The following is a 21,988-nucleotide window of genomic DNA, read 5'->3' as shown; positions in this document are numbered from 1 at the left end:
TTTATCCCTCTTCTCTGCCGCCAGTAACGCTTTTTGGCTGCTTGCATAGACGGTCTAAAATAATCGCGACCAAAACGATGGCTAACCCAGCCTCGAAACCTTGAGAAATGTTTACTGTGTTTAGCGCCCGAATTACGGGTTTTCCTAATCCGTCAGCGCCAACTAGCGCAGCAATAACCACCATAGATAGCGATAACATGATGCACTGAGTAATTCCGGCCATGATGGTGGGTAACGCCGCCGGTAATTCAACTTTAAATAGTAGCTGCCTACGATTTGCACCAAATGCTTTACCCGCTTCTAACAATTCTTCAGGGACGCGAATGATACCGAGATATGTCAGTCGAATAGGTGCGGCTATAGCAAAGATAATGGTTGAAATAAGCCCAGGAACAACGCCTAAGCCAAACAATATGAGTGTGGGGATTAAGTACACAAAGGTGGGAATGGTCTGCATTAAGTCCAATATTGGTCGTAGACCTACATATAGCCACGGCTTGTGGGCGGCAAGAATACCAATCGGAACCCCGACGACGACACATAAAGCCGTTGCCGAGAAAACCAATACGAACGTTTCTATCATTTCTGGCCAGTAGCCCAAATTTAATATGAGCAGAAGCGCGAAAATGATGAAGACAGACATACCGATGCTTCTATGTAAGGCAAACGCTAAGCCAGCGGTAAAAGCAATTAAGAACCACGGCGGAAACCACTGGAAAAGTTCGACAACAAGTAAAATCATCCATTCCAGACTGAATGCAATCGCATCAAAAAAGCCTGATGCGTGACCGATTAACCAATCAACAAATGCTTCAATCCAAGACCCTAACGGTATTTTATTTTCGATAAACCAATTCATTACACTACATCGCTATCCATAGACAGATGGAGGGAAGATAAAGCTAAACGCCTGCCTTCCTACCATGCTGTTCATTGTTATTTGTTATATGTTCAGATGTGCTTTAACTGCGGCTAACCCGACTGTCCCGTCTTTGGTGGAGACACCTTTTAGCCACGTATCCAATACACTCGGATTTGCCTGTAACCATTCACGAGCTGCTTTTCTAGGGTCTTCTCCCTTATCGAGTATTGCGCCCATGACTTCGTTTTCCATGTCCAAGCTAAATTCAATATTGGTCAGGAGGGTTCCGACATTTGGGCACTCTCGAATGTAACCATGACGTACATTGGTGTGGACCACCGCGCCGCCAAAATTAGGACCAAAATAGTCATCACCACCATCTAGATAATCGATTTCAAAGTTGCTGTTCATTGGGTGTGGAGCCCAGCCAAGGAACACTATCCATTGATCTCTTCGGATGCTGCGTGCAACTTGAGAAAGCATGCCTGCTTCGCTCGATTCAACTAGGCTGAACCCTTTCAATCCATACGCATCGGTATCGATCATTTTTTGAATCAGGCGGTTTCCATCATTCCCCGGCTCTATCCCGTAGATTTTGCCTTTGAGTTCTCGTTTGTATTTGGCAATGTCAGAGAAGTTCTTGATGCCTGCATCAAACGCAGCTTTATTCACCGCAAGAGTATATTTTGCGCCCGTTAAGTTAACCTTTACCATGTCCACACTGCCTTCAGACATGTACTTTTCAACATCTGACGCCATGGTTGGCATCCAGTTACCCAAAAACACGTCAATGTCGTTATTGGCTAACGAGTTATATGTAACGGGGACAGATAGAAGCTGTGTGCTTGTTTCGTAACCTAAGCCCTCTAGTACTTCTGAGGTAATCGCTGTGGTCGAAGTGATGTCTGTCCACCCGACATCTGCAAAGCGGACAAGATGGCATTGGTTGGCCATCGCTGAAGAGCTCAACAATGCCGTCAATGCCAGTGCATATTTCCCTATTTGCTTACCAATAGTTGCCTTCATAACTTTCTCCTTGTTGTGATGACTTTCTTCGACCCAACGCGGTGTTAACGCCCCAAACGTTGAATCTATAAACCCTATCTTTGTTTCACTTGATACTCTGGGTGAATCCAAACATCGATATTTGAAATCGGGGAGATAAATCCTTTGCCTAAGATGGAATCGGACAGTTTCTCTGCCATCATGATGGTCGGTGCGTTCAAATTTCCGCTGATGATGCTCGGCATGATAGAGGCGTCGACCACTCTGAGATTGTCCGCGCCATATACTCGTCCGTGTTCATCAACAACCGCCATCGGATCATCCTCTGCCCCCATTTTGCAGGTGCAAGAGGGATGGTAGGCGCTGTCTCCTTTTTCACGAATGAAGGCGTCTATCTCTGCATCGGTTCTAACGTTTAAACCTGGTTTGATTTCCTTTCCTCGAAAAGAAGCGAATGCGTCTTGGGCAAAAATTTCTCGCGTAAGCGTAATGCATTGACGCATTTCCCATACGTCTCGATCCGTGGCTAAGTAATTAGGTTGAATGATGGGATACTCAAATGGGTCCGCCGATCTAAGTGTGATTTCACCTCGGCTTTCAGGTCTCATGGTTCCAACGTGTGCTTGAAAGGCATGTCGGTCACCCTGATCTCTGCCATGATCGTTTACTAACCCAGGCAAAAAGTGATACTGAATATCAGGGTGCTTCACGCCAGCCTCGGTTCGAATAAATCCACCGGACTCCAAATGAGCCGTTGAGCACCACCCTGTTTTATTAAGAAACCATTCGGCTCCCCACATCACTTGATTTACTGGATTGGTGGATTTATAGAGCGTGATCGGTTGAACGCATTCTTGCTGAACGTAAACTTCTAGATGGTCTTGTAAGTTTTTTCCCACACCGGGGCTGTGCACAACCGAATCGATACCGTGCTTGGCCAATTCTTTTTCATCACCAATACCCGATAACATAAGCAGTTGAGGCGAATTTATAGCACCACCTGAGAGGATCACTTCTTTGTTTGCGTAGGCTCTTTTGGTCTTGCCACCTTGCACATATTCAACACCAATCGCTTTCGTTCCATCGAATAGGATTCGTGTCGTCATCGCCCTCACTTCAGTTTGCAAATTTTCTCGCTGCAATACGGGTCTTAAGTATGCTTGTGCTGTGCTTTCGCGTTTTCCGTTATGAATCGTCATATCCATAACGCCAAAACCTTCTTGCTGATAACCGTTCATATCTGTTGTCTTGGGGTAACCAGCTTGGACACCCGCCTCAACAAAAACATCAAACAATGGATTTGGAAAATCGCCCGTATGTACCCTTAACGGACCGTTATGACCTCGATAGGCATCTCCTCCAACCTTCCGGCTTTCCGCCCTTTTGAAGTAGGGTAATACATCTTCATAAGACCACCCTTTCGCGCCTTCACTTTCCCAACGGTCGTAATCTAAAGCGTGACCTCTAATGTAGACCATTGCATTGAGCGCAGAACCTCCACCCCAACATTTCCCTCTCGGCCAGTACATTTGTCTGTTGTTCATATGCGCTTGAGGTTCGGTTTTGTAAAACCAATTGTATTTGTCATCTTCTAAGTTGTAGACGAGCCCCGCAGGCATATGAATTTTCCATGTATCGTCCTTTCTTCCGGCTTCAAGAAGCAATACGCTGAAATCGCCATCTTCAGTTAATCTATTCGCTAATACGCATCCTGCTGAACCTGCGCCTACAACAATGTAATCGGTGCGATGATCCATAGTTATTCCCTTACTATTCCCTATCTCATTGAGACTTATTAACCCTTTAATACGGGCTTTCTATATCGCCAAGCTCTACATACACGCTTTTCACTTGCGTATATTGGTTTAATGTTTCTGGCCCGTTTTCCCGACCAATTCCTGACTGCTTGTAACCGCCAACAGGCATTTCCGCTGGTGATGCTCCCCACGTATTTATCCAACAAATACCCGCCTCTATTTTTGCGATCACTCGGTGTGCTCTGGACACGTCTTTAGTAAATACCCCTGCTGCCAATCCAAATTCAGTACAGTTAGCGCGCTCAATAACTTCGCTCTCAGAGTCAAACTTTAAAACAGACATGACTGGGCCAAATATCTCATCAACGACATTTGGCATATCGTCAGTGCAGTCAAAGAAAACTGTTGGCTCGACAAAGTATCCGTTCTCTGTTTCTAGTGAGACATGTCGCCGTCCACCACAAAGCAATTTCGCGCCCGATTGACTGGCAAGATCGATATAACGCAACACCTTATTAAGGTGGTTTTCGTTGATCAAAGCCCCGACTTGTGTGCTCAGTAATCTTGGCTCCCCAACAACCAGCTGCTCTGTTTTCAATTTCACTTTACGCAGAAACTCGTCATATACGCCTGACTGAACAAAAACGCGAGTGCCGTTGGTGCAAACTTCTCCCTGCGTGTAAAAGTTGGCTAACAACGCACCAATCACCGCATTATCAATATCTGCATCATCAAAAATCATGAGTGGAGACTTGCCCCCAAGCTCCATCGTGACTTCTTTTAACGTGCTGGCCGCATCTTGCATGACTTTACGACCAGTACCGCACTCTCCGGTAAACGATACTTTTTCGATTCCAGAATGACGTGTGAGATATTGCCCAACACGATAATCACCCTGCACAATGTTGAAAACGCCATCAGGTAAGCCGGCTTTTTTAAGTGCTTCTGCCAAGTAGTAGATTGACAGTGGTGTCTCTTCAGAAGGTTTAAAAATCATTGAGTTACCAGCGGCTAAGGCGGGTCCAGTCTTCCAACAAGCGATTTGAATGGGATAATTCCATGCGCCAATGCCAGCACACACGCCTAATGGCTCACGTCGCGTGTAAAAAAACTGGCTATCAGACAGTGGTTGCTGAACCCCTTGAAGACCAAGGACTAACCCAGCGTAATATTCAATAACGTCCGCACCAGTCTGAATATCAACTTCCAGCGCTTCCTGTATGGGTTTCCCAGTATCGATTACCTCAGTTAACGCTATTTCATCGTTCCATTCACGTAGGTATTCCGCTGCTTGTCGGAGAATCCGGCTTCGTTCTATTGACGAATACCTTGCCCAAACCTTCCCACCCTCTTTTGCCGCAGAGACGGCATTGTCTACATCTTCAATGGACGCTTGTTGGATTTCACAGACGATCTCTCCATTCGCAGGGTTAATGGATGTAAAGCGTTCTTTAGACGTCGCGTCAACATACTCCCCACCTATAAAAAGTTGTTTTAAATCGCCACTTATTTCGCTCATTGAAGTGTTCCTTTCTTGGTGTGCGTAAAAAACTGTTTGTCTGTTAATAACGCTTCAGGTAATTGGCTAAATAGATATTCTGTAATTAATTGTTGTGCAAATTCAGCATCGATACCTTTTGGGTTTAATGCCCCTCTAAGCCAAATTCCGTCAATCAATGAAGCGGTAGTCATGGCAACCATTTTTGCTTTTTCTTTTGGTAGCACTTTTTTAAGCTCATAAACTAAATGAGAAACCAGACGTTGCTCGTTTATTCTTTGCAAACGGAAAAGCATGGGGTTATGCATTGCATGAGGCCAGAAGGCTAACCACGTTTTCACTATTCGTCTCTCGACCTGCCTATGGTCGAAATTTCCACCCACAATCGCCATAACTCTTCCCAGAACATCACTTTCATGAATATCCGAAAGGCGCTCTTTGACTCCTTCTGCTAGCAGCTGAAGTACTTGGCGCATAGTGGCTTCAAGCAGACCATTTTTGCCACCAAAGTAGTGATTTATTATTGCTGGGGATACGCCTGCCGCTTCACTAATTAAGGCGACACTGGCACTTTGCATTCCTACGCGGTCGATAACCGTCATAGTCGCGTCTATTAGCTGTGGCTTCCTTATTTCTGGCATTCCTATTTTTGGCATAACACCCTCTAAATATGCGATTGGGATTTTTATTAAATGACCATTTAACAAAACAATGCGACCTATTAGGAATATTGTCAACGCAGTGAAATCGGCGTAAAAAGTCAAAAAAACAAATAGAAACCTATAGAAAAATATTTATATCCATTTGTTTTTTAAGGCTTAAATTCTATCCGATATTGAAGATTGAAATGAGAGAGAATGGAAAAGCGTGGGATTCTGATAGCGCAATTAAGAATAATGGTGTCGTCTTTAGGATAAGAGAAAATGAAAATGGATTTATATAAATTGCTTTTATTAAAGCACCCAAAATTAACTAAATCGCATTCTCGATGAAAAATAACGATTACGTATACTTCGTTAATTAAATTAAGTCACTTAGTTGTTGTCGATTTATATACCCAAGTGACCTCAAAATGCAGGATTCAGAGCCTCATAGTCTGTTCCAGTTCAAGGAGAAGGACGCAGTGGAATGACGAGTCCTTTCCAAGTTCTTTGACAATGAAATGGGACAGAATATGGGCTCCCAAGGGCGAGTTTAACTGGCTTTCATACTGCGTTACCGATTCTTGATTTAGAATAACTAGATCTTCAAATCGATGCCTTGCCTGAAAGCCAGTTAACTCTCGCTGAACCTAGCATCTTGAGGTTACTTGGGTATAGGTAAAAATGCAGAGGCTTTAGCCCCGGCATTTAAAGTACATACAAAGATTCTACTTATTGATTAGTCATCTTTAATAAGAAGTATCGTGCTCAAGTTGTTAGTAAGATCCGTTGCTGATACACCTTCAAAGTCAATCGTCACCGAGCTTCCGTCTCTATCGACGGTTATGCTTGAATGATCATCATCGCCATTCACTGTGCCTTTTATTTGGTCCAGCATAGACGACACTTCATTTTCAGATAAGTCAGTGAACAAATCACTCAAATCAAGCTTGTCTCCTTCATTAATGTGGAAATCGGTAATGCTATCTGTACTGCCATCTAAATCGGAGTTAACCCACTTAAAGACGTCTGAATCGTCACCACCAGTCAGGATATCACTTCCTAGTCCACCAATTAATGTATCGTTGTCGTCGCCGCCATATAGGTAATCATTACCGCCTTGACCAAAGATTATGTCATCACCTTCATTCCCATGTAGGTGATCAGCTTTATCATTATCCGTAGACTGATTGAACTCCCCAATGTTTTCGGTGATGTAATTATGCACTTGCGCATCAGACACTTCCGCTACATTGAGTTTGCCTGCCACATACTCTTTTATGCCTTCGTAACCCTGTGCAGATACACCAGACATGTGCATAGAATCACCAAATAGAATGTCGTCACCTCTACCGGCAGAGATGGTATCGGCACCTGGAAGCTTATCTTCTGAAGTACCAAGGATGGCTTCAGCTAAATCATCTGCATCTACATTGGTTTGCACGTTACCATCTGAATCAAAATCTTTTAACTGATCTTCATTCAAGCCACTGCCAATACCAATTGCTTCCACCGTTACACCGTTACTTTCGAGCATTTCGAACCCAAGCTCAGCTTGTGAAAGGGTAGCACTGTCTGCGTAGGATCCGCGACCAGCTATCTGCACAAACTCATGCTTTCCCGTTCCATCAGGTCTCATGAACCCTTGGAACGTTCCATAGTGGTAGCCCGACGTATAACTGTATACTTTTCCGTGCGTATCGATAATTGTCTTGCCTGCGTAGCTATAGGTTTGACCCGGCACGTAATCAGCATTATTTAAAATATCATCTAACGTACGATCATTAGAGTTCCCTGGTCTATTGTATACAACAGGGTTAGTAACATCCGTGTTGTAATAAGTTGGGCGACCATCGGTAATGAAATACGCCATGTTATTGGCTTCTGGATGTGTTGTTTTCACCGTTTCAAACCAGTTATTGGTAACAGTGAATGCATCTTCATAATTCGTGCCGCCGCCAGACTTCAAGCTATCTAAAACAGTTTCAAGCTTGTCTTTAGCACCTGCATCAGCAAGATCCACACTCACACTTGTATGCGCCAATGTATCGAAATCTACCAACATCACATTAACTGTACCGGAGTGCTCACCTTTTGCACTGTTGATCAAGCTATCAAAAACTTCCTCTAGCTGGTCTTCAATGTCATCAATATTACTGCTTCCAACACTACCTGAAGTATCGACCATGAATGCAATATTATAATCCTGACCATGAGTAACAACAGTACCAGTGGTATCGCCAATAATGGTGTCATGCGTGTCACCAGTGGTGTTGCTTTGCCCATCGCCACTCATTGTTACGCCAGCAAAATCACTAAGGACGATTGAGTCATCCCCTGAGGCTGTATTTGCTGTGTCACTTCCTTCCTGAGAAGTTGCAGTTACAGAAATTTCCGCTGCGTTAGTTGCCGTCGTTACTAGAGTCAGACCAGATAAGGTCACCGATGTTGCATCGGAAGACCAAAGCCCAGAAAGTGTGATGGTGCCATCACTTGAAGCAGTACCGATGACTGCTCCGCTGGCGTCTTTCAATACATCACCTTGAGCAAGGCCAGAGATCTCAATCTCCGTTAACGTCTCACTTCCATCAACATCGGTTAAGGATGCTTCAATATTCAGTGGGTATTCAGATGATGTAGGCTCAACTTTTGTCAACGAACCTGTATCTGGGTCGAGCTCAAAAATACCATCTTCAAACTGAACATACTTAATGTTGTGCAAATGCAATGAATTAACTTCGTTCGCTCCATCTTCAGAGAAGTTGAACCAGCGGTCATTACTGGTAAAGCCAGAGCCTTTGCTGATTTCATAATCCGTGCTGTTGCCTTTTAGTATCGCGACATCTTTGGCATTGGGATCGTAATGATTTGAGCCGTACAACGCATCTGTGCCGTTGCCCGCTACAAGGATGTCATCACCTAAATCGCCTCTGATATCATTCTTAGAATCCTTGGCACCGACTAGAATATCGTTACCGTCACCACCTGATATCGAATAACTAGCACCATTGTCGAATTCACCAAATACGTAATCACGCTTTGATGTACCTGAGCGCTCGCCCCACACATCAATAATTTGAGTGTTCTCTATACCAAACTCTGTTCCATCGAAGTTTTCAGGTAAGAAGTCTTCATAGGTCATTCCAAATGTAGGGAACTCAGAGTAGACATGAGTAGGACTACCAGTGAGCGATACATTAACCTCTGGTGCATCAGCTACTGGGGTCACGTCTAGGTACGCGCTTCCCGTATCTGTTAACTTGCCGTCGCTAACAGTGAAATCGAACTTAATATCATCTGCAGACATATTTTCGTTCGGGTGGAACACCGCACCTGTCACTTGACCGTGAGAGTTAGTTGTAACAACAAGCTCACCTTTTGACTCATCGACAGAAAGAGCAGAAATAAACAAGTCGTCTTGATTTTCGTCCGTCGCCGTATTCAACAGTAACTGTAATTTAGCCGCATCAATAACAAAAGCGTTATCTTCTGCAGAGTTACCTAAGTCTGCATCGCCGTTAACGACAGGCGCTCTCTCTAGTGCAGACTCGGAGCTTGGAATAGTAATGTCTACAACTGCCGTATCATCACTTTCCTGTCCATCAGAATCGACTGCCTTATACTCAATCTCATCATTGATTTCCGAATCAACTACTTCAATATTCGATAAAGTGAAGTTTGAATTCTGACCAGCTGTAGTCGTCAAACGAACTTCATCAAAACCACTATCTAATTGAAGATTGGCAACATATTGAGAGTTCTCTATATCACTAGACGAATCAACTATAACGGTCTTCTGTAAAACGCCATCTTTGTAGAGTTCGATATGAACCTTGGCGTCAATCCCAAGATCAGTATCTGTGTAATGGTCATGTAAACTGCCAAGAGAAATATTCGCTTCAGTTACATTCGTACCATCGCCAAAATCAATAGAAATATATTCTTTGCTGTCACTTTCAACTTCATTGCCGTTTACACCAATGCCATTTTCATTAACTGCGCTATGATAATTCAGTGTTCCCTGAATCAAGGAACCGTCATCAGCAATGCTTCCGCCAGTTATCACCAAACCACTTTCTAAAGCGATTTCTGTCAAGTCATTAATTGGGGTATCGCCATGGTAATCAGTCGCATCAAAACTGAAATCAGCATTAACATTCCCATCTAGCTCATACTTAATGTTAGAGGTATCATCAACTTTTGAACCTACAGATAAGTCGGTTCTAGAACCATCATCATTAATTACATATAGCGTTCCAAACTCTGGAAGGCTGGTAATAACAATACTTGTTGTTTTACTTGAATCCACATCATCTTCTGTATCGGTCGCATGACTAGAGAATGGAACGTCAAAGACGCTAGACGTTGACGATACAGAGAAATCGTTAACTTCAGGTCCTTCGTTTACGTGAACTGTATCTGTAGACCCATATTGAGAACCATCTGGATAAGTTATAGATACGCTCACTTCAAAATCACTGCCCTCGGCAGGAGTTACATAGGAACCTTCAACTTTTCCACTGGTAATTTGCTGCTCAGACAGTGTAATTGACTGTACTCCAGAAGGTAAAGTAACAAGTAAGACAGTTCCTACTGTCGCTCCTTTTGGAAGATCTATCTGGTACGCAATATTTTGACCAATCTCAGAGCCTGCCAACACTTCATCATTATTTGTATCACTAGTAATAGTCACCTCTGGTTTAAGTAGGTCTTCAACTGTGTAAACTTCTTCATCAAACTTAAATGACTCAAATTCCCTAAAGACGTTTGTGTCTTTCTCAGTTGGTTCGTAGATGACAATTTCGCCATTGCTATTAATGCTTATCTGGTATTCATCAATATTCCCTGTGAATACCGCACGATCATGATGAGCACCGCCGTCGGCAACAAAATAATCATTGTCATCGTCCGAAACCATTCTAAGTTCGTCATTACCACCGCCAAGAAGCACGTAGTCGTCAGACGCCTCAGTTACAGCAGGATCATAGGTACCGTGATAATAATGAACCGTATCAGAAGCCTCACTAACATTGCCTGCAGGATCCGTTTCCTTCGCAAACATAAACTCGTTGTCATTGGTAGGCGTTGCGCTGATATCAGAGATATCAAGCGTCCAACTTAAATCATTTTGAACTGTTGCAGTGCCAATTGAGACATAATCACCATCTTCATTTTTAGCAAACACTTCAATCGTATTTCCAGCTTCACTGCCCGTACCATGCAAAGTCACTTCAGAGTAATCACTGTTTTCTGAGTCGTCTGTAATGTTTGTGATGGTTGGTTTAGCCACAGTGGCGTCCACTTCGATGCTGGATGTCGCTTGCGTCGCAGCATTGCCGGCCACGTCGCTGACGTCCGCGGTAATGCCTTCCAGACCTTCTTCGAAGTTCGCCACGTCCGCCGCCGGAACCACGATGCTCCAGACGTTGCCTTGAACCTCACCTGTGTAGGTCTTGCCGTCGATGGTCACGCTCACCAACTGACCGTTTTCTACGTTCGTGGTGGTGCCGCTGATGGTCAGCGCCTGACCTTTCTCGCTCGCGTTGATCACGTCATCGCCCGCCAAGTCGGCGTCGATGCTGATGGTTGGGTGGCTCGTGTCGACCGTCACGTCTTGCGTGGTCGTCGCTTCGTTGCCTGCCGTATCTGTCACGGCGATGCTCAGGCTGTTTGCGCCGTCTTTCAGCTCGTTCGTGATGGCGATGGTGTAGACACCATTCGCATCCGCGGTGCCGGTCGCTGTGCGAACGGTATCCGTCGCATCCGTGTACGTGATGGTCACGGTCGCGCCCGCTTCCGTCACACCCGTGATGTCCGGGGTGTTGTCGTTGGTGATGGTGTCGGTTTTTAGACCACTGTTGGTCGCGTCCGTGATGTCGGACGTGATGGCCGCTTTCCCATCGTCTGTTGGGTGCGTCAATACCGCTGTATCCAGTTTCGCACTGTCTGTGCCTTTCTCTGACACGTTGCCCGCCGCATCCGTGATGGTCGCGTCCACTGTCAGTGTCGCGCCTTCCGCCGGTGCATCCACCGTCGTCAACACTTCGCCTGCGTCGATGTGAGCTTGTGTCAGTTCGATAGCCGTGCCGTTCACGGTCAAGGTATCGCCTTTCACCGCGCCTGTGCCTGTCAGGCTGATGGTCACGTTCACGTCACCGTCCAACTCCGCCTTGCTGATCAGACCGTCGTTATCCGTATCTTCTGTGATCTCCACGCCTGGCGCTCCCGCCGCGGTGGTATCCAGTTTCGCACTGTCTGTGCCTTTCTCTGACACGTTGCCCGCCGCATCCGTGATGGTCGCGTCCACTGTCAGTGTCGCGCCTTCCGCCGGTGCATCCACCGTCGTCAACACTTCGCCTGCGTCGATGTGAGCTTGTGTCAGTTCGATAGCCGTGCCGTTCACGGTCAAGGTATCGCCTTTCACCGCGCCTGTGCCTGTCAGGCTGATGGTCACGTTCACGTCACCGTCCAACTCCGCCTTGCTGATCAGACCGTCGTTATCCGTATCTTCTGTGATCTCCACGCCTGGCGCTCCCGCCGCGGTGGTATCCAGTTTCGCACTGTCTGTGCCTTTCTCTGACACGTTGCCCGCCGCATCCGTGATGGTCGCGTCCACTGTCAGTGTCGCGCCTTCCGCCGGTGCATCCACCGTCGTCAACACTTCGCCTGCGTCGATGTGAGCTTGTGTCAGTTCGATAGCCGTGCCGTTCACGGTCAAGGTATCGCCTTTCACCGCGCCTGTGCCTGTCAGGCTGATGGTCACGTTCACGTCACCGTCCAACTCCGCCTTGCTGATCAGACCGTCGTTATCCGTATCTTCTGTGATCTCCACGCCTGGCGCTCCCGCCGCGGTGGTATCCAGTTTCGCACTGTCTGTGCCTTTCTCTGACACGTTGCCCGCCGCATCCGTGATGGTCGCGTCCACTGTCAGTGTCGCGCCTTCCGCCGGTGCATCCACCGTCGTCAACACTTCGCCTGCGTCGATGTGAGCTTGTGTCAGTTCGATAGCCGTGCCGTTCACGGTCAAGGTATCGCCTTTCACCGCGCCTGTGCCTGTCAGGCTGATGGTCACGTTCACGTCACCGTCCAACTCCGCCTTGCTGATCAGACCGTCGTTATCCGTATCTTCTGTGATCTCCACGCCTGGCGCTCCCGCCGCGGTGGTATCCAGTTTCGCACTGTCTGTGCCTTTCTCTGACACGTTGCCCGCCGCATCCGTGATGGTCGCGTCCACTGTCAGTGTCGCGCCTTCCGCCGGTGCATCCACCGTCGTCAACACTTCGCCTGCGTCGATGTGAGCTTGTGTCAGTTCGATAGCCGTGCCGTTCACGGTCAAGGTATCGCCTTTCACCGCGCCTGTGCCTGTCAGGCTGATGGTCACGTTCACGTCACCGTCCAACTCCGCCTTGCTGATCAGACCGTCGTTATCCGTATCTTCTGTGATCTCCACGCCTGGCGCTCCCGCCGCGGTGGTATCCAGTTTCGCACTGTCTGTGCCTTTCTCTGACACGTTGCCCGCCGCATCCGTGATGGTCGCGTCCACTGTCAGTGTCGCGCCTTCCGCCGGTGCATCCACCGTCGTCAACACTTCGCCTGCGTCGATGTGAGCTTGTGTCAGTTCGATAGCCGTGCCGTTCACGGTCAAGGTATCGCCTTTCACCGCGCCTGTGCCTGTCAGGCTGATGGTCACGTTCACGTCACCGTCCAACTCCGCCTTGCTGATCAGACCGTCGTTATCCGTATCTTCTGTGATCTCCACGCCTGGCGCTCCCGCCGCGGTGGTATCCAGTTTCGCACTGTCTGTGCCTTTCTCTGACACGTTGCCCGCCGCATCCGTGATGGTCGCGTCCACTGTCAGTGTCGCGCCTTCCGCCGGTGCATCCACCGTCGTCAACACTTCGCCTGCGTCGATGTGAGCTTGTGTCAGTTCGATAGCCGTGCCGTTCACGGTCAAGGTATCGCCTTTCACCGCGCCTGTGCCTGTCAGGCTGATGGTCACGTTCACGTCACCGTCCAACTCCGCCTTGCTGATCAGACCGTCGTTATCCGTATCTTCTGTGATCTCCACGCCTGGCGCTCCCGCCGCGGTGGTATCCAGTTTCGCACTGTCTGTGCCTTTCTCTGACACGTTGCCCGGTGCATCCACCGTCGTCAACACTTCGCCTGCGTCGATGTGAGCTTGTGTCAGTTCGATAGCCGTGCCGTTCACGGTCAAGGTATCGCCTTTCACCGCGCCTGTGCCTGTCAGGCTGATGGTCACGTTCACGTCACCGTCCAACTCCGCCTTGCTGATCAGACCGTCGTTATCCGTATCTTCTGTGATCTCCACGCCTGGCGCTCCCGCCGCGGTGGTATCCAGTTTCGCACTGTCTGTGCCTTTCTCTGACACGTTGCCCGCCGCATCCGTGATGGTCGCGTCCACTGTCAGTGTCGCGCCTTCCGCCGGTGCATCCACCGTCGTCAACACTTCGCCTGCGTCGATGTGAGCTTGTGTCAGTTCGATAGCCGTGCCGTTCACGGTCAAGGTATCGCCTTTCACCGCGCCTGTGCCTGTCAGGCTGATGGTCACGTTCACGTCACCGTCCAACTCCGCCTTGCTGATCAGACCGTCGTTATCCGTATCTTCTGTGATCTCCACGCCTGGCGCTCCCGCCGCGGTGGTATCCAGTTTCGCACTGTCTGTGCCTTTCTCTGACACGTTGCCCGCCGCATCCGTGATGGTCGCGTCCACTGTCAGTGTCGCGCCTTCCGCCGGTGCATCCACCGTCGTCAACACTTCGCCTGCGTCGATGTGAGCTTGTGTCAGTTCGATAGCCGTGCCGTTCACGGTCAAGGTATCGCCTTTCACCGCGCCTGTGCCTGTCAGGCTGATGGTCACGTTCACGTCACCGTCCAACTCCGCCTTGCTGATCAGACCGTCGTTATCCGTATCTTCTGTGATCTCCACGCCTGGCGCTCCCGCCGCGGTGGTATCCAGTTTCGCACTGTCTGTGCCTTTCTCTGACACGTTGCCCGCCGCATCCGTGATGGTCGCGTCCACTGTCAGTGTCGCGCCTTCCGCCGGTGCATCCACCGTCGTCAACACTTCGCCTGCGTCGATGTGAGCTTGTGTCAGTTCGATAGCCGTGCCGTTCACGGTCAAGGTATCGCCTTTCACCGCGCCTGTGCCTGTCAGGCTGATGGTCACGTTCACGTCACCGTCCAACTCCGCCTTGCTGATCAGACCGTCGTTATCCGTATCTTCTGTGATCTCCACGCCTGGCGCTCCCGCCGCGGTGGTATCCAGTTTCGCACTGTCTGTGCCTTTCTCTGACACGTTGCCCGCCGCATCCGTGATGGTCGCGTCCACTGTCAGTGTCGCGCCTTCCGCCGGTGCATCCACCGTCGTCAACACTTCGCCTGCGTCGATGTGAGCTTGTGTCAGTTCGATAGCCGTGCCGTTCACGGTCAAGGTATCGCCTTTCACCGCGCCTGTGCCTGTCAGGCTGATGGTCACGTTCACGTCACCGTCCAACTCCGCCTTGCTGATCAGACCGTCGTTATCCGTATCTTCTGTGATCTCCACGCCTGGCGCTCCCGCCGCGGTGGTATCCAGTTTCGCACTGTCTGTGCCTTTCTCTGACACGTTGCCCGCCGCATCCGTGATGGTCGCGTCCACTGTCAGTGTCGCGCCTTCCGCCGGTGCATCCACCGTCGTCAACACTTCGCCTGCGTCGATGTGAGCTTGTGTCAGTTCGATAGCCGTGCCGTTCACGGTCAAGGTATCGCCTTTCACCGCGCCTGTGCCTGTCAGGCTGATGGTCACGTTCACGTCACCGTCCAACTCCGCCTTGCTGATCAGACCGTCGTTATCCGTATCTTCTGTGATCTCCACGCCTGGCGCTCCCGCCGCGGTGGTATCCAGTTTCGCACTGTCTGTGCCTTTCTCTGACACGTTGCCCGCCGCATCCGTGATGGTCGCGTCCACTGTCAGTGTCGCGCCTTCCGCCGGTGCATCCACCGTCGTCAACACTTCGCCTGCGTCGATGTGAGCTTGTGTCAGTTCGATAGCCGTGCCGTTCACGGTCAAGGTATCGCCTTTCACCGCGCCTGTGCCTGTCAGGCTGATGGTCACGTTCACGTCACCGTCCAACTCCGCCTTGCTGATCAGACCGTCGTTATCCGTATCTTCTGTGATCTCCACGCCTGGCGCTCCCGCCGCGGTGGTATCCAGTTTCGCACTGTCTGTGCCTTTCTCTGACACGTTGCCCGCCGCATCCGTGATGGTCGCGTCCACTGTCAGTGTCGCGCCTTCCGCCGGTGCATCCACCGTCGTCAACACTTCGCCTGCGTCGATGTGAGCTTGTGTCAGTTCGATAGCCGTGCCGTTCACGGTCAAGGTATCGCCTTTCACCGCGCCTGTGCCTGTCAGGCTGATGGTCACGTTCACGTCACCGTCCAACTCCGCCTTGCTGATCAGACCGTCGTTATCCGTATCTTCTGTGATCTCCACGCCTGGCGCTCCCGCCGCGGTGGTATCCAGTTTCGCACTGTCTGTGCCTTTCTCTGACACGTTGCCCGCCGCATCCGTGATGGTCGCGTCCACTGTCAGTGTCGCGCCTTCCGCCGGTGCATCCACCGTCGTCAACACTTCGCCTGCGTCGATGTGAGCTTGTGTCAGTTCGATAGCCGTGCCGTTCACGGTCAAGGTATCGCCTTTCACCGCGCCTGTGCCTGTCAGGCTGATGGTCACGTTCACGTCACCGTCCAACTCCGCCTTGCTGATCAGACCGTCGTTATCCGTATCTTCTGTGATCTCCACGCCTGGCGCTCCCGCCGCGGTGGTATCCAGTTTCGCACTGTCTGTGCCTTTCTCTGACACGTTGCCCGCCGCATCCGTGATGGTCGCGTCCACTGTCAGTGTCGCGCCTTCCGCCGGTGCATCCACCGTCGTCAACACTTCGCCTGCGTCGATGTGAGCTTGTGTCAGTTCGATAGCCGTGCCGTTCACGGTCAAGGTATCGCCTTTCACCGCGCCTGTGCCTGTCAGGCTGATGGTCACGTTCACGTCACCGTCCAACTCCGCCTTGCTGATCAGACCGTCGTTATCCGTATCTTCTGTGATCTCCACGCCTGGCGCTCCCGCCGCGGTGGTATCCAGTTTCGCACTGTCTGTGCCTTTCTCTGACACGTTGCCCGCCGCATCCGTGATGGTCGCGTCCACTGTCAGTGTCGCGCCTTCCGCCGGTGCATCCACCGTCGTCAACACTTCGCCTGCGTCGATGTGAGCTTGTGTCAGTTCGATAGCCGTGCCGTTCACGGTCAAGGTATCGCCTTTCACCGCGCCTGTGCCTGTCAGGCTGATGGTCACGTTCACGTCACCGTCCAACTCCGCCTTGCTGATCAGACCGTCGTTATCCGTATCTTCTGTGATCTCCACGCCTGGCGCTCCCGCCGCGGTGGTATCCAGTTTCGCACTGTCTGTGCCTTTCTCTGACACGTTGCCCGCCGCATCCGTGATGGTCGCGTCCACTGTCAGTGTCGCGCCTTCCGCCGGTGCATCCACCGTCGTCAACACTTCGCCTGCGTCGATGTGAGCTTGTGTCAGTTCGATAGCCGTGCCGTTCACGGTCAAGGTATCGCCTTTCACCGCGCCTGTGCCTGTCAGGCTGATGGTCACGTTCACGTCACCGTCCAACTCCGCCTTGCTGATCAGACCGTCGTTATCCGTATCTTCTGTGATCTCCACGCCTGGCGCTCCCGCCGCGGTGGTATCCAGTTTCGCACTGTCTGTGCCTTTCTCTGACACGTTGCCCGCCGCATCCGTGATGGTCGCGTCCACTGTCAGTGTCGCGCCTTCCGCCGGTGCATCCACCGTCGTCAACACTTCGCCTGCGTCGATGTGAGCTTGTGTCAGTTCGATAGCCGTGCCGTTCACGGTCAAGGTATCGCCTTTCACCGCGCCTGTGCCTGTCAGGCTGATGGTCACGTTCACGTCACCGTCCAACTCCGCCTTGCTGATCAGACCGTCGTTATCCGTATCTTCTGTGATCTCCACGCCTGGCGCTCCCGCCGCGGTGGTATCCAGTTTCGCACTGTCTGTGCCTTTCTCTGACACGTTGCCCGCCGCATCCGTGATGGTCGCGTCCACTGTCAGTGTCGCGCCTTCCGCCGGTGCATCCACCGTCGTCAACACTTCGCCTGCGTCGATGTGAGCTTGTGTCAGTTCGATAGCCGTGCCGTTCACGGTCAAGGTATCGCCTTTCACCGCGCCTGTGCCTGTCAGGCTGATGGTCACGTTCACGTCACCGTCCAACTCCGCCTTGCTGATCAGACCGTCGTTATCCGTATCTTCTGTGATCTCCACGCCTGGCGCTCCCGCCGCGGTGGTATCCAGTTTCGCACTGTCTGTGCCTTTCTCTGACACGTTGCCCGCCGCATCCGTGATGGTCGCGTCCACTGTCAGTGTCGCGCCTTCCGCCGGTGCATCCACCGTCGTCAACACTTCGCCTGCGTCGATGTGAGCTTGTGTCAGTTCGATAGCCGTGCCGTTCACGGTCAAGGTATCGCCTTTCACCGCGCCTGTGCCTGTCAGGCTGATGGTCACGTTCACGTCACCGTCCAACTCCGCCTTGCTGATCAGACCGTCGTTATCCGTATCTTCTGTGATCTCCACGCCTGGCGCTTCTGGGGCAATTTCGTCAATATCACTGACATTAATGGTGAAAGTTTGGCTGGATTGACTGCCATCTTCGGAAGTGGCTGTAATTTCAATAGTATGAGAATCTGAAGTTTCATGATCTAATGCGCCATTGACAGTAACGACACCTGTTTCAGGATCTATAGTAAATAGACCATCTGCATTGTCACTCAACGTATAAGTAACACTTTGACCATCTACGTCTACTGCAAGACCTGTAATGTTAACTTCGGTACCAATGCTCGCATTCTCAGCAACTGTATTGTCATTGCCGTCTGAATCTGTTACCGCGCCTACATCATCATTAACTGCTTCAACAGTTACTTTCACAGTGGTAGGTTCGCTATCTAGCTTTCCATCTGTGGTTGTATAGGTAATCGTGGCTTCGCCATTGAAGTTTTCGGCTGGGGTGAATACGATTTTCCCATCTACAATCTCAACTGTTCCTTGATTCGCTGGAACTGACGCCTCTTTGATGGATAGAGGGTTGCCTTCTGCATCGGTATCGTTAGCCAATACATCTATGGTTACTGAATTGTCTTCTAGCGTTGTAGCAGTATCTGCGGTAGCAACCGGTGCATCATTGGTACCTTCAATTGTAATCTTGACTGTTGTTGGGGTACCATCTTCAGTAAAGACATTGAAGGTGTGTGTTACAGACTCTCCTTCATCAAGGTGATCGTATGCACTGCTAGATTTGAATTGCCACTCACCACTTTTATGAATGTACAACGTTCCGATATCACTTTCGATCGTATCGGCTTTGAATGTGTCATCCGCACCGTCTACGTCTGTATGCGTTAAGGTGCCGCTCGTTCTTACAATACCATCGGTTTCTGTTAATGTTTTAGTAGCCGATGTCACTTCAGCAGCGTCATTTGTACCAGTAATCGTTACCGTAACATCAACAATAGTTGTTGCACCTTGAGAATCTTTTACTTCAATTTGATAAGTCTCATTGTGCTTATAACCTTCCGGCAGCTTATCTGCGCCTTCAGTGTCTGTGATAACGAACGTATAGCTGCCATCGGCACGCATTTCAAAATCACCCAGACTTGTGTCTGGTTGAGAAAGAACAGTGAAAGTATGGCTGTCGTTTGCATCAGCATCGTTTACTGTCAGACTTTTTACTGTTTTTGATGTATCACCTTCAAGTATCCAAATATGTGTTTGCAACTCCACGGAAGGAGCATCGTTAGTACCTTGGATATTAATGTCGATGGTCGATTTCGTTCCATCTTCCGTTTCTACGATAAACTGTTCTGTAACTTGGTCATTCGCCCCAAGCTCATCCAATGCAGTGTGAGATTCAAAATTCCAGCTACCGTCTGCTTGAAGCGTCAATACACCATATGTGCCGCTAATAGTGGTCGCTTTAAATGTGTTGTCATTACCATCTGGATCAGTGCTTTCAAGTTGACCACTTGCAGTAAGTACAGAGTCAGACTCCGTCAAATTTGCTACATCGGCAGTCACATCAGCAGGATCATTGCTACCAATAACGGTAATGGTAAGAGAAGTCGTTGTACTACCACCTGCGTCATCTTCAACAGTAACTGGTACTGTAATAACAAGTTCTTGCCCTTCTTTCAGATCATCATATTCGCTTGCGTCGAAGGTATATGTGCCATCTGAATTAAGTGTTAGTCCTTTCACTTCTTCGTTTGTTGTAAATATTAACGATTTATCAGCAGGGAGATCGACATCCGACGCTTCAATTTGTCCACTAACCGTCGCATCTTCATTGACTGATGCTGTTTCTGCTGTTGCTGTTGGATCATCATTAACAGCGGTAACACCAACATTCACAGTTATCGTATCTGTTCCACCATTACCGTCACTTACGATTACAGTAAAGCTGTCATTACCATTGTAATTTTCGTTAGGTGTATAAGACCAATTTCCGTCAGCATCTACCGTTAGCGTGCCGTTAGAGGGTTCTGTGCCTTTTGCAAAAGTTAATACATCACCATCGACATCTGTCGCTGTGAGTCTTCCACCAACTTGGGTATCTTCATTCGTCGACACACTCAGAGAGTCACCAAGTGGGTTCCCATTTTCATCTGCGATGACTGGGTTATCATTGATATTCTCACCAGTAACGGAGTCTGTTCCTTCCGCTGAAACATTACCTGATGTATCAGTAATGGTGGCATTTACAGTAAGAGTTTCATTTTCACCTGGAGCTGGGTATGTGACGGTAATAAACCCAACATCGATTTGTTCTTGGTTGATGATTAGATCGGGTTGTCCAGTGATTTTTAGCGTATCGCCGACTTTAACGCCTTCAGGAAGCGTAATTCTGACATCCACTGTCCCATCGTTTTCATCTGAGGTTAGGATTCCATCATCATTCGCATCGTCCAATATTTGGACAACAGGCGCACCAGTTGGTGTGTTATCTTCAGTAACAACGCTATCATTGCCTTCAGCTGAGGTGTTACCTGCTTGGTCAGTCACCGTCGCCGTGATATTCAGTGAATCACCATCTTCTGGGCGATCGTACTCAAAAGAAATCGCACCGTTATTAATCATTTCTTGGGTGATAATAGTGTCAGGTTGCCCCGTCACTGAAAGCACATCACCAACTTCTGCATCTGATGGGATACTAACCGTAACAGTGACTTGCCCTTCTAGTTCATCATCCGCGAGCAAACCGTCGTCGTTGAGATCATCTTCAATCGTTACAATAGGTGCAGATGGAGGCGTAGTATCAAGATCAAAGGTGATAGGCGAACTGGTTGAAGTTGAATCACCATTTGGTTTAACAACTTCAGCGGTAACAGTGTAATCACCGTCTGTTGTCAAATCCGTCGCTGGAATGGTAACAACTATTGGAGAGAAGCCATCCCAATCATCAGGAACAGGCACTTCTATAAAGGCAGAACCACCAGTCGGTCTTGATACTTCAAGGAAGATTGTATCTTCAATGGTTGTACCTGCTGGAACAGTTACAAGAACATCAACACCATCTTGTGCTTCTTCTGCATTAACTGAGTTAATAGCTTCTGGGATGGATAATGTAGGCGCACCTTCTGGACCTGGTTCTGTCGTAAGTAAAATTCGGTAGGATTCTAATAAAGTTAAACTTTGGGTTCGAGACAGCCCCTGGCTTTCTAGGCTGCCTGTATCAAAAGAGGTTTCCGCGATAGACTGAGCACCAACTCGCTCAATTTCTCCTGAAGTCGTTAAGCTCGACCCCGAAGCAGCAGTACCTGCAGCAGCGGCAAATTCATCACCCAATTGAGTCGGGTCATCACCACTTTCTAAAGCTGCAAAGATGTCTTGGATATCTTCATCAAGCTCCAACTCATTCAAGTTCTGATCATTATCAACAATACTTGCTTTTGGAGAGGTTTGTTCTTGTACATCGTCTGATGCAAAAACAACTTCACCTGGAAGTAATGGCGTTCCTTTTGGAACAACTCGAACGTTGCCTTCCTGATCGATAACAATTAATTGACTGATACCTGCGATCGCTGATGACAAAAGAGATTGAATAGAATCCATGCTAACCCCAAAATTATTCGTTTCGTTGCATCATTA

6 protein-coding genes are annotated in these 21,988 nt (G+C 49.2%); all 6 read right to left on the bottom strand.

Annotated elements, in window-relative coordinates:
- Position 1 precedes the first annotated feature (1 nt).
- Positions 2 to 859 (bottom strand): choline ABC transporter permease subunit, encoded by an 858-nt coding sequence (gene choW, locus LDO37_RS08140; RefSeq protein ID WP_126607725.1) that lies wholly within the window; start codon positions 857 to 859, stop codon positions 2 to 4.
- Positions 860 to 943: 84 nt separating this feature from the next.
- Positions 944 to 1,888 (bottom strand): choline ABC transporter substrate-binding protein, encoded by a 945-nt coding sequence (locus tag LDO37_RS08135; protein WP_126607724.1) that lies wholly within the window; start codon positions 1,886 to 1,888, stop codon positions 944 to 946.
- Positions 1,889 to 1,962: 74 nt separating this feature from the next.
- Positions 1,963 to 3,624: a choline dehydrogenase gene (gene betA, locus LDO37_RS08130; RefSeq protein ID WP_126607723.1), complete on the bottom strand. Its 1,662-nt coding sequence runs from the start codon at positions 3,622 to 3,624 to the stop codon at positions 1,963 to 1,965.
- 46 nt (positions 3,625 to 3,670) lie between these two features.
- Positions 3,671 to 5,143 carry a betaine-aldehyde dehydrogenase gene (gene betB / locus LDO37_RS08125; RefSeq protein ID WP_126607722.1) on the bottom strand — a complete coding sequence of 491 codons (1,473 nt, stop codon included), beginning with the start codon at positions 5,141 to 5,143 and terminating at the stop codon, positions 3,671 to 3,673.
- Entirely contained in the window at positions 5,140 to 5,778 is a 639-nt protein-coding gene (gene betI, locus LDO37_RS08120; protein ID WP_126607721.1) for a transcriptional regulator BetI, read from the bottom strand. Before betI ends, betB begins: the two co-directional genes overlap by 4 nt.
- 724 nt (positions 5,779 to 6,502) lie before the next feature.
- Positions 6,503 to 21,952 carry a VCBS domain-containing protein gene (locus LDO37_RS08115; RefSeq protein WP_224056059.1) on the bottom strand — a complete coding sequence of 5,150 codons (15,450 nt, stop codon included), beginning with the start codon at positions 21,950 to 21,952 and terminating at the stop codon, positions 6,503 to 6,505.
- Positions 21,953 to 21,988 lie beyond the last annotated feature (36 nt).

The organism is Vibrio penaeicida (genome assembly GCF_019977755.1).
Taxonomy (GTDB): Bacteria; Pseudomonadota; Gammaproteobacteria; order Enterobacterales; family Vibrionaceae; genus Vibrio; species Vibrio penaeicida.
Note: the sequence above shows the minus strand (reverse complement) of the source record. Positions and strands in the feature narration are given on the sequence as shown.

Excerpts from the sequence above, each read along its gene's own strand:
- choW (WP_126607725.1), bottom strand. The coding sequence starts at position 859 with ATGAATTGGTTTATCGAAAATAAAATACCGTTAGGGTCTTGGATTGAA.
- LDO37_RS08135 (WP_126607724.1), bottom strand. The coding sequence starts at position 1,888 with ATGAAGGCAACTATTGGTAAGCAAATAGGGAAATATGCACTGGCATTG.
- betA (WP_126607723.1), bottom strand. The coding sequence starts at position 3,624 with ATGGATCATCGCACCGATTACATTGTTGTAGGCGCAGGTTCAGCAGGA.
- betB (WP_126607722.1), bottom strand. The coding sequence starts at position 5,143 with ATGAGCGAAATAAGTGGCGATTTAAAACAACTTTTTATAGGTGGGGAG.
- betI (WP_126607721.1), bottom strand. The coding sequence starts at position 5,778 with ATGCCAAAAATAGGAATGCCAGAAATAAGGAAGCCACAGCTAATAGAC.
- LDO37_RS08115 (WP_224056059.1), bottom strand. The coding sequence starts at position 21,952 with ATGGATTCTATTCAATCTCTTTTGTCATCAGCGATCGCAGGTATCAGT.